This is a genomic window from Lacinutrix sp., from assembly GCF_037625555.1.
In the GTDB taxonomy this organism is placed as follows: Bacteria; Bacteroidota; Bacteroidia; order Flavobacteriales; family Flavobacteriaceae; genus Lacinutrix.
Genome location: NZ_JASJHV010000121.1, coordinates 20,997 through 35,884 on the forward strand (window position 1 = coordinate 20,997; position 14,888 = coordinate 35,884).

The 14,888-nt window shown below is 30.7% G+C and carries 16 protein-coding genes; 13 read left to right on the forward strand and 3 right to left on the reverse strand.

Going from position 1 to position 14,888, the window contains the following annotated elements; genetic code table 11:
- Window positions 1-6: 6 nt before the first annotated feature.
- Entirely contained in the window at window positions 7-726 is a 720-nt protein-coding gene (locus QNK89_RS10070; protein ID WP_340170903.1) for a polysaccharide deacetylase family protein, read from the reverse strand.
- Between the two features lie 77 nt (window positions 727-803).
- On the opposite strand from QNK89_RS10070, the gene QNK89_RS10075 reads away from it, so the two are divergent.
- The 4 genes from QNK89_RS10075 to QNK89_RS10090 all read left to right on the forward strand — a co-directional run bounded on the left by QNK89_RS10075 (window position 804) and on the right by QNK89_RS10090 (window position 3,754).
- On the forward strand, window positions 804-1,445 hold the full coding sequence (locus QNK89_RS10075; RefSeq protein WP_340170904.1) for a hypothetical protein: 642 nt from the start codon (window positions 804-806) through the stop codon (window positions 1,443-1,445).
- A 2-nt stretch (window positions 1,446-1,447) separates the two neighbouring features.
- Window positions 1,448-2,194: a glycosyltransferase family 2 protein gene (locus QNK89_RS10080; protein WP_340170906.1), complete on the forward strand. Its 747-nt coding sequence runs from the start codon at window positions 1,448-1,450 to the stop codon at window positions 2,192-2,194.
- On the forward strand, window positions 2,195-3,259 hold the full coding sequence (locus tag QNK89_RS10085; protein WP_340170907.1) for a glycosyltransferase family 1 protein: 1,065 nt from the start codon (window positions 2,195-2,197) through the stop codon (window positions 3,257-3,259).
- A gap of 168 nt (window positions 3,260-3,427) precedes the next feature.
- Complete coding sequence (locus QNK89_RS10090; RefSeq protein WP_340170908.1) at window positions 3,428-3,754, forward strand: hypothetical protein; 327 nt, start codon at window positions 3,428-3,430, stop codon at window positions 3,752-3,754.
- A 2-nt stretch (window positions 3,755-3,756) separates the two neighbouring features.
- On the opposite strand, the gene QNK89_RS10095 is transcribed toward QNK89_RS10090, so the two are convergent.
- Window positions 3,757-4,719, reverse strand: a complete 963-nt coding sequence (locus tag QNK89_RS10095; RefSeq protein WP_340170909.1) for a hypothetical protein — start codon at window positions 4,717-4,719, stop codon at window positions 3,757-3,759.
- Between the two features lie 48 nt (window positions 4,720-4,767).
- On the opposite strand from QNK89_RS10095, the gene QNK89_RS10100 reads away from it, so the two are divergent.
- On the forward strand, window positions 4,768-5,700 hold the full coding sequence (locus QNK89_RS10100) for a glycosyltransferase family 2 protein (RefSeq protein WP_340170910.1): 933 nt from the start codon (window positions 4,768-4,770) through the stop codon (window positions 5,698-5,700).
- On the opposite strand, the gene QNK89_RS10105 is transcribed toward QNK89_RS10100, so the two are convergent.
- Window positions 5,697-6,680: a UDP-glycosyltransferase gene (locus QNK89_RS10105; protein ID WP_340170912.1), complete on the reverse strand. Its 984-nt coding sequence runs from the start codon at window positions 6,678-6,680 to the stop codon at window positions 5,697-5,699. The genes QNK89_RS10100 and QNK89_RS10105 overlap by 4 nt on opposite strands.
- 58 nt (window positions 6,681-6,738) lie before the next feature.
- On the opposite strand from QNK89_RS10105, the gene QNK89_RS10110 reads away from it, so the two are divergent.
- From QNK89_RS10110 to QNK89_RS10145, 8 genes are all read left to right on the forward strand, one after another.
- Window positions 6,739-7,299, forward strand: a complete 561-nt coding sequence (locus QNK89_RS10110; RefSeq protein ID WP_340170913.1) for an L-threonylcarbamoyladenylate synthase — start codon at window positions 6,739-6,741, stop codon at window positions 7,297-7,299.
- 16 nt (window positions 7,300-7,315) lie between these two features.
- Complete coding sequence (locus tag QNK89_RS10115; RefSeq protein WP_340170920.1) at window positions 7,316-8,728, forward strand: HD domain-containing protein; 1,413 nt, start codon at window positions 7,316-7,318, stop codon at window positions 8,726-8,728.
- Window positions 8,729-8,736: 8 nt separating this feature from the next.
- Window positions 8,737-9,198: a GNAT family N-acetyltransferase gene (locus QNK89_RS10120; protein ID WP_340170914.1), complete on the forward strand. Its 462-nt coding sequence runs from the start codon at window positions 8,737-8,739 to the stop codon at window positions 9,196-9,198.
- 2 nt (window positions 9,199-9,200) lie between these two features.
- The gene (locus QNK89_RS10125) at window positions 9,201-10,235 is read left to right on the forward strand and encodes a COX15/CtaA family protein (protein WP_340170915.1); all 1,035 of its coding nucleotides are present in this window, start codon (window positions 9,201-9,203) and stop codon (window positions 10,233-10,235) included.
- A gap of 35 nt (window positions 10,236-10,270) precedes the next feature.
- Window positions 10,271-10,786 (forward strand): hypothetical protein, encoded by a 516-nt coding sequence (locus QNK89_RS10130; RefSeq protein ID WP_340170916.1) that lies wholly within the window; start codon window positions 10,271-10,273, stop codon window positions 10,784-10,786.
- A 166-nt stretch (window positions 10,787-10,952) separates the two neighbouring features.
- On the forward strand, window positions 10,953-11,849 hold the full coding sequence (locus QNK89_RS10135; protein WP_340170917.1) for an ATP-binding cassette domain-containing protein: 897 nt from the start codon (window positions 10,953-10,955) through the stop codon (window positions 11,847-11,849).
- Window positions 11,850-11,928: 79 nt separating this feature from the next.
- Complete coding sequence (locus QNK89_RS10140; RefSeq protein ID WP_340170918.1) at window positions 11,929-12,765, forward strand: ABC transporter permease subunit; 837 nt, start codon at window positions 11,929-11,931, stop codon at window positions 12,763-12,765.
- Between the two features lie 92 nt (window positions 12,766-12,857).
- Complete coding sequence (locus tag QNK89_RS10145) at window positions 12,858-14,861, forward strand: hypothetical protein (protein ID WP_340170919.1); 2,004 nt, start codon at window positions 12,858-12,860, stop codon at window positions 14,859-14,861.
- The last annotated feature ends 27 nt before the right edge of the window (window positions 14,862-14,888 follow it).

The following is a 14,888-nucleotide window of genomic DNA, read 5'->3' on the forward strand; positions in this document are numbered from 1 at the left end:
AATATACTAAAACCAAGCTTTCCCTTTCTTCAACTTCCTCTCAAAGCTCTTCAAACTATCCTCTCCTTTGATATCCAAACGTTGTACTTCGTAATTATTTTTAAAAGGAAACGTATTTACACGATTACCAATACGTAAACCATAAGCCACTTTGTAACCATTTAACAATTCAAAAAAATGTTGCTTTTCATTTCTTTTTTTTGGATACTTACCATAAGGATAAGCCAAAATATTTGAAAGATCTAAATTGTGTTCGTCTTGAAACGCAATGCATTTTTCGAAATCAAATTCTATGTCTTGAGTCGTCATTACATCGTAACGTTTATGCTCGAAAGAGTGCAAACCAAGTTCAATAATTTTAGAATCTAAAGACTTCAATTGCTCGACAGACATTATGGGTTCTTCACCTTCATCCCAAGTATTAACGCCTCCAACATACTGAAACGGAATATAAAAGCTGGCTTTCAATCCGTATTTTTGCAATAATGGATAAGCATATTCAAGTTGATTTACATACACATCGTCAAACGTAATAATAACAGCTTTTTCAGGGAAGTCTGATGACGTTTTTAGATTCTGTAAATCACTAAAATGCAAACTTGTATAACCATTCTCTTTTAAGAATTTAAATTGTGCTTCTAAATTTCTTTCAGAAATGGTTAAGCCTTTGCTTTCGTTAGCATTAGCAGAAATACTGTGGTACATTAAAACTGGAAGTTTTGGCATTTCGTAATTATTATTCTAAAAAAAATGATTGTAAAATGTTTACATTTGACACAAATATAACAAGTGTTACAATATCTATGAAACAATTTGCTGTTGCAATTATTTTAATTATATCCTTTTTTTCTTGTTCAAGTTCTCAAAAAACAACATCAAGTACAAAATATTTTGGCATAGATGGTAATGAAATAAGTGAGAGCAAATTTAAGCGTGAAAGGACAAGAAATAGAAAATATATAGGGACTTACGCGGATTCTCTCGATCAAAAAAGAATAGCATTAAGAGAAGAAACTGGTAGAATTGATAACAGAAACCATTTAGATTCTATTTTAGAAAAGCAAACTAATATTAAAATAGATAAAAATAAATCTATTGTAATAGTTTTTTATCCTGGTAAGGATCAATGCAACTCAAGTGGATCTGCAACAAAAGCCAGTCTTGCCTTATGGTTCAACGAATTAGAAAATAGATTGAGTGAAATTTCTAAAGTTAAACCTATTTATATTTATAAAAGCAAAATAGGGCTTGAGAGATATAATGGTGTTTTGACTTGGCATAAAGATCCAAATAGAATAATAGAAAAATCTTTCTTCAAATTTCATTATCCATGTAGCAGTTTTGTTGTAATATCTAAAACTGGCGAATATATAAGCTATTTTGGCGAATTTGGTAAAGATTACCTTTGGAAAGCTGCAGAAATTTTAGAAAAAACAAATAACTAATAATGATAAGCTCATTAGCTATAACTTTTAACGAAGAAACGCATATTGAAGACTATATAAAAAGTCTCTCGTTTGCAGATGAGATTATTATCGTGGACTCTTTTAGTACAGATAACACAGTCGCTTTAGCTAAAAAACATAATGTAACTGTTATACAACGTGAATTTAAAAATTTCTCAGACCAGAAAAATTTTGCAATTTCTCAAGCAAAACACGATTGGGTTACTTTTTTTGATTTAGATGAAAAAATCTCGCCTGAGTTAATTAAAGAGATTGTAGATATTGTTAAATCTAAAAACTCATTAAAAGCATACAATATAAAGCGAAGCTTTAATTTTATGGGAAAACGCATAAAATATAGTGGCTTTCAAACCGATGTTGCTGTGCGTTTATTTAATAAAAACTATTGCGAATACAATGGTAAGGCTGTACATGAAAGCATTGAAACCAATGAAAAAGTTGACTTATTAAAACATGCTTTAGACCATCAAACTTATAAATCTTTCGATAATTACAACGCAAAACTAAGTCAATACAGTAAACTACAAGCAGAAGAATTATATAAAAAAAATGTGCGCCCAAACTTGTATCATTTTTTATTTAGACCTTGGTATCGCTTTATGCATCAATACTTTTTAAGACTTGGTTTCTTAGATGGTAAAGAAGGTTTTATAATAAGTTATGTACATGCATTTTCGGTTTACAAAAGGTATATTCAGCTTTGGGCAATGTATAGAAACATCGATTAAATGAAAGAAGTTTTTCTAGAATCTCATAATATTAAAAACCAATTCAACGGTTTTGGTCAGTTTAATTATCATTTAATTAAAGGACTACGTAATGCTGAGATTTCAGATTTTAAAATGACATTAAATGCCAAAGATACTTCGGGTTTAAAAACCGAATTTGGTGACTATTTCAACTATAACAAATACAAAGCATTATCAAGAAAACCACTATTTCGTATTCGCAAAAAATACGATGTTTGGCATTCTTTAAATCAGAACATAAAAGTAGAACCTTATCATAGCATTCCATATGTTTTAACGGTTCACGATGTAAATTTTATAGATGAAGTATCCAGCGATTTAAACCATGAAATCAACAAACGTTTTATAGAAAAACTAAATCGTAGTCATGCTATTACTTATATTTCTGAATTTGCTAAAGCGTCAACTCAAAAGTATTTCGACGTTCCAAATGTTCCAGAATATGTAATTTATAATGGTAATCCTATCTCGGAAATTTTAGAATTAAATCAAGATATAAAACTAGCAACAAATAGACCTTATCTGTTTTTTATTGGAGGTTTAACCAAACGTAAAAACGTACACACTTTAGCACAAATGCTTGCGCATTTGCCAGATTATGATTTGGTTTTGGCTGGTGACACTAGCGATGATTATGTAAATACAACTTTAGCAGACGCTATTTCGAAAACAAAAACTGCGAATCGAGTACATTGTATTGGTAAAATTAATGCTGAAGAAAAACAGCTTTATTTACAAAATTGTAGTGCTTTTGTATTTCCATCTTTGCTAGAAGGTTTTGGTATTCCACCAATTGAAGCTATGCGTTTTGGAAAGCCTGTATTTTTATCTAATTTAACGTCTTTACCAGAAATTGGTGGTGAGTATGCTTTTTATTGGGATAATTTTGATGCTAAATCTATGGCAGACGTTTTTACAAAAGGCATGCATACTTTTGAAACTAATAAAACTAAATTTGAAGATGCTTATATTAAGCGAGCAATAGGTTTTAATTGGAATAAAGCTGCTTTAGAATATGCAGATGTTTACAGAAGTTTAATGTAATTAACAAACAACAATATGAAAAGTGCGTTTTTTATAATAACAATACTTATTTGTAATTTCATGGTTTCTTAGGAAACGTATACTGATAAAGAAAAAGACAGTATCTATGAAAATCTAATTCTAAAAAAAATTGACTCTCTAAATTACTCAGAAAGTGATTTTAAAAAAATGAAAAAATACTTTTCGCAGAACAAAGAAGTACTCAATTTAATTTCTAACAAAGCTTCACAAGGAAATAAAGATGCTGTTGACTTTATTGAAATTCTTACTCAATCTTATGATCAGGCTATTGCTAAACATACTAAGAATAATATTGATTTGTTAATTTTCGCATATTATGGGAGTAAAAAAACTCTTGATAAATTTAAAGAATTAGAACAAGCATTTGATGCAGAAATAGACAGCCTTGAAATGCATAAAGCTTATTATGACAAGGAAACTCAAAAAGAAATTGACGAGTATAAAATCAAAATTGATAGTTTAAAGAAAGAGTAATACTACTTTGTGTTTTCATTAATCTCAAAAATTGGCTCAACCCAATTTTCCAAACGATATTTATTTAAAATAGCCTCATCAATGTCCACATAAGGAGACGTTACAAAGTCTTCTGGAATTTCTATATTATTTTCATCGATTACCAAAATATTTTGCGGATTGTAAAAATCGTAATTCACAACATCTGTATTTGTGGTAATCAGTTTTTTTCTATAACCTAAAGCTTCAAAAATTCTAAACGATAAACCAATTTGATCGTTACGTTGGATTTCTACTATAATTTTAGATTTTAGAATTAGTTTTTCAACTTCAGAAATAGATAACTGTTCTGTTATTAACTCCACATGTTTTGTCTCAAAAGGCGTTCCGTTATATACTTTAATAGAATAACTCCAATTGTGTTGTTTTAAGTAACCTGCAAGGTTTTCTATTAAAGAAAATCTATGGTCGTTTGTAGAAATATTAAAGAATAAATACTCGTAATCTTTCGAAGTATTTTCAGCAAAAACATAATTGGTCAATTTATTAAAACCATACTGCTCAACATCTTGTTTATCGTAACTATAGATAGCGTCGAAGTAGTTTTTTATTTCTGTTTTTCTTGGAAAACGACGAGTACTATCCCAATAATAAGCAATAAAATTAGCAGTTCTTGTTTTTAAGAATTCTAAAGTTGCATTATCCAGTATATCTGGTCTAATAATGAAGATATCTTGCTGCTTTTCAAGTTTAGAAACCTCAGCTTTTATACGATCGAAAACAAAAGTTTTTTTTAAGTTTTTACCAAAAATTTTAGACACAAAATTCTGAATTTTATGTCCTAAACCTTTATACTTAAAACCTGGCTTATCCAAATACAAAATAGAAGCTTCTACTCCATTTTTAGTATTCAAAGCGTCTTTAATGTGCTTTGTATAACCAAAGGCAAAAGGTGCAATTATCAGTATTTTCCTTGAATCTATCACTATTATAAAAAGGTGTTATTAAGCGAAAGTAAAAAAACCAAAATAAAAATGTTTAGTTTTGCCACAATAGATTTTTTTATGACAGACGTTTCGGTAATAATTATTAACTATAATACAGCAAAATATACTTTAGAGTGTATTCAATCTGTAATCGATTTTACTACTGAAAAATTAAGTTACGATATTATTGTTGTCGATAATAATAGTGAATCTAAAGATTACGAGCATTTAAAATCTAATTTTCCAAAAGCTAAAAACATATCATTACATAGAAGTGTTATAAATACTGGTTTTGGAGGCGGAAACATGTTTGGTGCTCAATTTGTAAATTCTAAATACTTACTCTTTTTAAATAACGATGCGATGCTTCAAAACGACTGTTTAGGCATTTTGCATAGCTATATGGAAATGAACTTAAACGTTGGTGTAAGTTCTGCCCAAAATTACGATGAGCATGGGAAACATGTTATCTCTTTTGACCACGATAAAGGCATTAGAAAACTTATTTTTGGGCGTAGTTTTTTAGAGAAAAACTTTCCAAAAACACATCCTAAACGTAAAAAAGAATACACAGAACCTGTAACCGTAAACTTTGTTAATGGTGCGTTTATGTTTTTTAGAAGTGATGTGTTCTCGAAAATTGGAGGTTTCGATACAAATATTTTTCTTTATTTCGAAGAAATGGATACGTGTTTTAGATTAAGACAACACAATTACACTAGTGTTTTAGTACCAGAAGCTAAAATTTTACATTATCAAGGTGTAAGTACTGGAACAAATAAAACCATTAGTAAAGAAGGTTTTATTTCGCATTTATATGTGATTAAAAAAAACTACTCCTTTGCAAAGTATTACTTTATCAAATGGTATTATTGCTTAACGTTTTTAATAAAACCTAAGAAATGGTTTATGCTTAGTTTAGCATGGAAAGGCGCTCCTTTGAGCGAATCTTTAAAACAGAAACAGGAAATAAGATACTAATCTTTTTTATTCGCTTTTCTAATACGCTTTTGCATACGATGGTTTTGATACCAACTTGCAAATAACAATTTCAATCCACTATTTTTCTTAGTTAATGTGGAAGCGTACTTTAGATATCTATCTACTTGAATATCAATATTAAAATCGGTTAGCGCTAATTCTCGTAAAGCATTACCATCTTCTTTTTTATATTTTTTGAAGGCATCAATTAAATCTTCGGTTGTGAATTCTAATTTAGAATAACGACCAGAACAATTATTCTCCACACATTGTTTCACTAAATCTGGTGTCATATAACCATCGGAATACGATTGAAAATAAGCACGCTCATCGAATACAACCACTGTTCTACCACAAGCCATTGCTTCGTAAGCAGAGCGACCTAAACCAAGTACTAAATCGGCTTCGTTAATCATGTCTTCAACATGCCACACTGAGTTTTCGTTTTTATTAAATTTTGAAAAACGGAGCCCAAGTGCTTCACAAGCTGCCAAAATTTTAGCGTTAGCAGGTTCACTTTGGCTAAGACTTAAAACATTTTTTAATTCAGTATTAATTGGTTTTTTAACGTAGTAACGCTCGCAGTTTATTCCGTTTACAATAATTTCAGAATCAAAACCTAAAGTCTTTACATGGTCTTTTACTTCTTTAGAAATGCCTACATGTCCATCTGCATATTGGGTTGGTTGTTCCTCTTTTGGAAAAATACCATGACAGGTTTGTATAATAACACCTCTTTTACTTAAATAATTTACACACGTATTATGGTTAGCAAGAATTAAATCGTACTTACTTTTAGACATGAATTGCACGTCTAAGTCGCGTTCTATACGTTGGGACACTTCACCTTTAAAAAATGTAAAATACTCTACTTCGTAGCCTTTTTTAAGTAAAGCTTCTATTAAAGTGTAAGTAAACGTTTCGCTACCTCCTACTCTTTTTAAGTGGTTATTAGCGACTAAAACGGTTTTGATTTTCATAGTATAAAAGTAAACATATCCACGAAAATAATTTAATTTTGCAGTAGAATAAAAAACAATGCGAGAAGAAATTGAAAAAACTCTAGAAGTTTTAAAACGTGGAGGTATAATATTATACCCAACAGATACTGTTTGGGGCATTGGTTGCGATGCTACAAATGCTGAAGCAGTACAAAAAATTTACAATCTTAAACAACGTGACGATAGTAAGGCGCTTATTTGTTTGGTAAATAATTATAGCATGCTCGAAAGACATGTGGATAATGTGCCAAAAATAGCTTATACAATACTAGATATTGCAGACAAACCTACTACTGTTATTTATGATGCTCCAGCTGGAGTTGCAGAGAATTTAATTGCAGATGATAATACTTTAGCTATTAGAATTGTGGATCATGAGTTTTGCAAAAAACTAGTTAGATATCTAGGAAAACCTATTGTTTCTACTTCTGCAAATCTATCTGGTAAACCAACACCAAAATCCTTTAAAGAAATAGACGAAGTGGTTTTAAAAGGTGTGGATTATGTCGTAAATTTGCACCAACAAAAAAATGGAGGAAATGCATCTACAATTATTAAATTAAGTAATAGTGGTGGTGTTAAAATTATACGTGAGTAGCTAGTTAGCAATGAGGATGAATCACAAAGAAGCATTAAAACACAATATTTTTAAAATAATCTCTAAATCTGCTGCAGAATTAAAACTCGACAGTTACGTTATTGGTGGTTTTGTGCGTGATTATTTATTAAAACGTGGTGACGCCAAAGATATAGACGTAGTTGCTATTGGAAGCGGTATTGCCTTAGCAAAGCAAGTCGCAAAAAACTTACATAACAAGCCAAAAGTTCAAGTTTTTAAAACGTATGGTACCGCAATGCTTAAACTTGAGGATATTGAAGTTGAGTTTGTTGGTGCAAGAAAAGAATCTTATAATGAAGACAGCAGAAATCCTGTTGTAGAAAACGGTAGCTTACAAGACGACCAAAATAGACGCGATTTTAGCATTAATGCTTTAGCACTTGATTTATCTGAAGCCAATTTTGGTGGTTTATTAGATCCTTTTAATGGTGTAGAAGATTTAGAACATAAAATTATTCGTACACCTTTAGGTCCAGATATTACCTACAGCGACGACCCTTTACGCATGATGCGCGCCATTCGTTTTGCAACTCAATTAGGTTTCATTATCGAGAAAGAATCTCTGGATGCCATTACAAGAAACAACGAACGTATTAAGATTATTACTAAAGAACGTGTTGTTTTAGAATTAAATAAAATTTTAGAAAGTAAAACACCTTCTATTGGATTCTTATTATTAGAAAAAACGGAATTATTAAAATACATTTTACCAGAATTAACAGCCTTAAAAGGTATTGATGAGGTAGATGGTCAAAAACACAAAGATAATTTTTATCACACTTTAGAAGTTTTAGATAATATTGCTAAGCATACAGAAGATGTTTGGTTACGTTGGGCAGCACTATTGCATGATATTGGCAAAGCACCAACTAAGAAATTCTCTAAAAAAGTAGGTTGGACGTTTCATGCACATGAATTTGAAGGTTCTAAAATGGTGTACCATTTGTTCAAGCGTTTAAAGATGCCTTTAAATGAAAAAATGAAATTTGTTCAAAAATTAGTTTTCATGAGTTCGCGTCCAATTGTTTTGGCTCAAGACCTTGTAACCGATTCTGCTGTGAGACGTTTAGTCTTCGATGCTGGAGATTATGTGGACGATTTAATGACACTTTGTGAGGCAGATATTACCACCAAAAATCCTAAGAAATTTAATAAATATCATAACAATTTTAAAATTGTTAGAGAGAAAATAATTGAAGTTGAAGAAAAAGATAGTGTCCGTAATTTTCAGCCACCAGTTTCTGGAGAAGAAATTATGAAGACTTTTAACTTGAAACCTTCTCTAGAAATAGGAATTATAAAAGAAGCCATAAAAGAAGCCATTTTAGAAGGACATATACCTAACGAACATGATGCTGCTTTTAAATTAATGATAGAAAAAGGAAAAGCTTTAGGTTTAAAACTTTAAGGTTAAATATGTTAAACATAGTAAGAACAAATTCTGAACATCAAGATTTTATTGCTTTAACAAAAGTATTAGATCGCTATTTAAAAGTTGCAGATGGGAATGAACATGATTTTTACAATCAGTTTAATAATTTAGATGCATTAAAACATACAATTGTTGTATATAAAAACAACATTACTTTTGGTTGTGGTGCCTTTAAGGGTTTCGAAAAAGATACTATTGAAATTAAACGCATGTTTACCCTACATGAATTTAGAGGAAAAGGTATTGCTTTTAAGGTTTTAACAACATTAGAAAATTGGGCTATCGAATTAGGCTTTAAATACTCTGTTTTAGAAACAGGAACAAGGCAAAAAGAAGCTGTAGCATTTTATAAAAAATGTGAATACAATATAATAGCAAACTATGGGCAATACAAGAATATGGAAAATAGTCTGTGCTTTAAAAAAATGCTGTTTTTAAGCAAATAAATATGAAAAAACACTTTAGAACCATCGCTAAAACAGCTTTAGTTTTAGTTTATTTAGTTATCATCGCAGGAGCTGTTGTACGCATGACAGGTTCTGGAATGGGTTGCCCAGATTGGCCAAAATGTTTTGGTTATTATATTCCGCCAACACAGGCTACAGATTTAGATTTTAAACCTAACCACGACTATAAAAAAGGTATTGTTATAATAAAAAACGAATCGCTTTTGGTTGCCGAGAATGATTTTAAATCTTCACAAAAAATAGACATTAACAATTGGAAACCGTATACAAAACACGATTATGCTACATTTAATGTAACACATACTTGGGTTGAGTATATTAACCGTTTGTTTGGTGCTTTATCAGGTATTCCTATATTAATTTTTACCATCATTTCCTTTTGGTTTTGGCGCAAAAATAAATGGATAACCATATTATCAATTCTTACTGTTTTCGGTATGGCGTTTCAAGCATGGCTAGGAAAAACAGTTGTAGATAGTAATTTAGCTCCACACAAAATAACAATCCATATGGTTATGGCTTTAATTATTGTGGCGTTTATTTCGTATATTATTTTTGCTTCAAAAACACGGTTCAAAAAACAAATTAAAAATCCTAAATTTAAAAATGTTTTACTCTTTACTTTAGTATTAACATTAATTCAAATTATTTTAGGCACTCAAGTTAGGCATCATGTTGATGAGCAAGTAAAAAGTATTGGTTATGTAAAAGAATTATGGATGCAAAATCCAACACTACAGTTTTACGTACATCGTAGTTTTTCTTTTTTAGTATTCTTTACAAATGCTTGGCTTTATGTTAAAAATAGAGGTTTAAGTTTGGGCTATAACAAAATGAATTTAGTTGTAATTTGCATTGTTTTTGAAGTTGTTTCAGGTATTGCAATGTATTATTTCGACTTCCCATTTTTATCTCAACCATTACATTTAGTAATCGCTACTATCCTATTTGGTATTCAATTTTATGTATATTTAGAGAACAGAAGGAAAAGTATTTTTATTTCTGAAAAAATATAGGAGACAATCGTACCTTTGTAAACCAAAATTAAATTATGATTTACAGATTTAGAGTCATTTTAGACAACGAAACAGAAGACGATGTGTTTCGCGATTTAGAGATTAAAGAAACTGACACCATGGAAGATTTGCATAATATAATTACGCAATCTTTTGGTTTTGATGGTACAGAAATAGCATCGTTTTATTTAAGTGACGACCAGTGGAATCAAGGTGAAGAAATTTCACTTTTTGACATGAGTGATGGTATGAATGAAGTACGTTTAATGAACGAAACGAACCTGTCTGACACTGTTCATGAAGCCCAAACGAAACTTATTTACGTTTACGACTTTTTAAGCATGTGGACGTTTTATGTAGAATTAGCTGAAATTGCTGAAGAAGATGAAGGTGTAGATTACCCAAACTTAATATTTGTTCAAGGCCAAGTGCCAGATGATGCTCCAGAAAGAATATTTGAAGCAGAAAGAGATGAATTTGACTGCGAATTTGATGACGCCTACGATATTGACGACTACGATAATTTAGATTTTAACGAAAACTGGAATTAATAATTCCTTTTCATAATTATACTTAAATAAAAAAAAATTCTTATACAGAATGTTTTTTTTATTTCTAATTTGTAACAAAAGTTAATTAGCTTCGTCTTACTTTTAAATCAATTGGTGTTATCTCGAAAAATTTCGAGATTTTTAACATTAAAAAAAATCAATCATCTTGGAAACCATTCTTCAAATTAATAATCTTACCAAAAAATTTAGCTCTTTAAAAGCAGTAAACAATTTATCTTTTACCATTAAAAAAGGCAACGTTTATGGTATTCTAGGACCAAATGGAAGTGGGAAATCTACAACTTTAGGTATTGCATTAAATGTTGTAAATAAAACAAGTGGTGATTTTAAGTGGTTTGATGGCGATGTCTCAACTCAAGATGCCTTAAAAAAAGTTGGAGCAATTATAGAGAGACCAAACTTTTACCCATACATGTCTGCTTATAAAAACCTTAGGTTAGTTTGTAAAATTAAAGGTATAAGTGAAGATAAAATAGATGAAAAATTAGAGTTAGTAGGCTTAGAAGAACGTAAGCATAGCAAATTTAATGAATTTTCGTTAGGTATGAAACAGCGTCTTGCTATAGCATCTGCACTACTTAACGATCCAGAAATTTTAATTTTAGACGAACCTACAAATGGTTTAGATCCTCAAGGTATTCATCAAATTAGAGATATTATTAGAAAAATTGCTAATCAAGGCACAACTATACTTTTAGCCTCTCACTTATTAGATGAAGTTGAAAAAGTATGCTCACATGTTGTTGTACTTAGAAAAGGAGAAAAATTATACTCTGGTCGAGTAGACGAAATGATTTCTAGTAATGGTTTCTTTGAGCTAAAGTGTGATGATGAATCTAAATTACTTGCGTTTTTAGAACAGCATGCTTCCATTGAAAAAACAATTAAAAAAGAAGGATTAATCACTTCGTTTTTAAACGCACCACTTTCTGCCTCAGAGTTTAACAAGCAATTAGTAGAATACGGAATTTATATTTCTCATTTGGTAATGCGTAAAGAAAGTCTTGAAGAACAATTTCTTAAGCTTACAGACAACAATTAAAATCAATCTGTTTTGCTGAAAGTATTTTCGGCTATAAAAAAATCAATCTGAAACAAATCAGAATAAAAAACCAATAATCATGTTAAGACTTTTAAATATAGAATTTATAAAATTGTGGAATAATCGAGCGAGTAAATTTTTAATTCTTGCTTATTTTATATTGCTTGGTTTTATCTCATTATTTGCATCTATAAAATTCAACTTTGGTTTCTTTAAATTTCATGCAGCAGAAATGGGAATTTTTAATTTCCCTTACATATGGCATTTTAACACCTATATAGCAGCAGAATTAAAGTTCTTTCTCGCTATTGTAATAGTTTCTATGGTTGCGAACGAGTATAGCAACAAAACAATTAAACAAAACTTAATTGATGGGTTAAGTAAAAAAGAGTTTATTATTTCGAAATTTGTTACCGTTGCTGTTTTTGCGCTACTTTCAACACTTTACCTTTTTGTATTATCTTTAATTCTTGGTTTAATTTTTTCTAGTTATACAGAAGCAAGTATTATTTTCTCAGACCTAGAATACTTATTAGCATTCTTTGTTAAACTACTAGGCTTCTTTTCTTTTTGCTTATTTGTAGGTATATTAATTAAACGCTCCGCATTTGCTTTAGGCTTTATATTATTGTGGTACATGATGGTAGAAGGAATTGCTAGACTTGTACTGTTTTTAATGGATAGCACTAAAGAGTATGCAGACACTATTACGCAATTTTTTCCATTAAAATCTATGTCTAACTTAATAGATCAGCCACTTTCAAGGCTAGGAGCTGTTAAGGAAATTGCTAGTGTAGCTGGTGAAGACTTGAGTTATGATTATGCGGTACATTGGTACGAAATTGCTATAGTTTTAGTATGGACAGCTATATTTATGTTCTTTTCTTATAGATTACTTTTAAAGCGCGATTTGTAGCAAAACAGTTAAAATCAATCTCTTTTTTAACAATTTATCTATTGATAAATTAAGGTATTTACAATATCTTTGATAGCTATTGCTTACAATAAATGAAAAAGATTGTTTTAATATTGACCACGCTTTTATGCTGTGGCTTTTCTAATGCGCAAAAAGAAGCTTCTAATTGGTACTTTGGTGACCAAGCTGGTATAAGTTTTAATTTGGACACAGACACTGTTACAGCTGTTAGTGATGGCCAATTAGCTACAGAAGAAGGTTGTACAAGTATATCTGACGTTAACGGAAACTTACTGTTTTACACAGATGGTAGAACTGCATACAATGCCAACCACACTATAATGCCAAATGGTAATGGCTTAAAAGGAGATGCTTCCAGCACGCAGTCTGCCATTATTATTCCCAAACCAGACGACCCAAACATATATTACATTTTTACTGTTGATTCTGATTCTATAGATGGTTCAGATTTTGGATTTAACTTTTATGAAGTTAACATGACTTTAGATGGTGGACTTGGAGATATTGTACCTGGCTCAGAAACACAATTAATAAATAACACCTCAGAGAAATTAAGTGCAGTTTTAAAAAATTGCGAAACTGGAGATATTTGGGTTATTACTTTTGCAAATGCAAATGGCTCTTCAAATACCAATAATACGTTTTATGCCTACCAAGTAACAAACACTGGTGTAATTACAACACCTGTTACTTCTCCAGCAGGAATAAGCACTTCTGAAGCCAGAGGTTATTTAAAATTTTCGCCAGATGGTGCAAAGTTAGCTAGTGCCAATGTTGGTAGTGGATTAGTTTTATATGATTTCGATAAAGACACAGGAACCGTTACTTTTAATCAAACTATAAATATTAATTTCCCATCTCCACAGCAATCTTATGGTGTAGAATTTTCACCTAATAACAACCTACTATATGTTTCTACTTTTTTTACTAGTGGTGGAGACATAAATGATCCTAACAGTCAATATGGTGCTCTTTTACAATACGATTTAACAGCAGGAACAGCAGCAGATGTTAATGCAAGTCAAGAGATAATAGACGAAAGACAAACGTATAGAGGTGGATTACAATTAGGACCAGATGGAAGGTTATATCGTGCAATGAGTGATACGTATAACAATGGAAATCCTTTTTTATCTGTTGTAAACAATCCAAATCAAGTAGGACAAGCTTGCGATTACCAACATAACGCTATTGCTTTAACTAATGATTCTAGACAAGGTTTACCACCTTTTATAACATCGTTTTTTAGTGAAAATATAGATATTATACAAAATGGGACAAATACAACTAATTTACCGCTCTGTACTGGAGACACCTATACATTAATGGCCGAAGACATTCCTAACGCAACTTACACATGGACTCAAGACGGATTACCATTAGCTGAAAATGATTTTGATTTATTTATTTCAACTCCAGGAGTATATAGAGTTGAAATTGAAGTAAGTGGAGAATCGTGTGGAGAACTTATTGGAGAAGCAATAGTATCTTATTTCGAGAATCCAATAGCAAATGCACCAGGAAATCTCCAAGCTTGTGACGATGATGGAGATGGTTCTGCCGATTTTGATTTCTCTACTCAAACCGCTACAATATTAGGTTCTCAAGATCCTAATGTTTTTGGAGTAAAATATTACTCATCTGTAGAAAATGCAAATGCAAATACTAACATTATAACTGGAGCTTTTCAAAATACAACTAATCCTCAAACAATATATGCAAGAATAGATAATGTTAACTACAGACGTTGTTATGATATTACAAGTTTTCAAATAAGAGTTTTTAATACACCAATAATTTCTGCGTCTAACGATTTTGAAGGTTGCGATAGTGATGCAAATCCAATGGATGGACAAACAGAAATAACACTATCAGATTTTAATGCAGATGTTTTAGGTTCACAAAACCCAGCATTTTTTAATATAACATACCATGAGACACAAGCCGATGCTGATGATGGTATAAATAGTCATCCAAATAACTATACTAATCAAACACCTTTTTTAGAGCCATTATTTATTAGAATTGAAAACATAAACAGCACGAACTGTTACACTACAGGAAGTATTAATTAAGTAATTAATCCAATTCCGGAAGCAAAT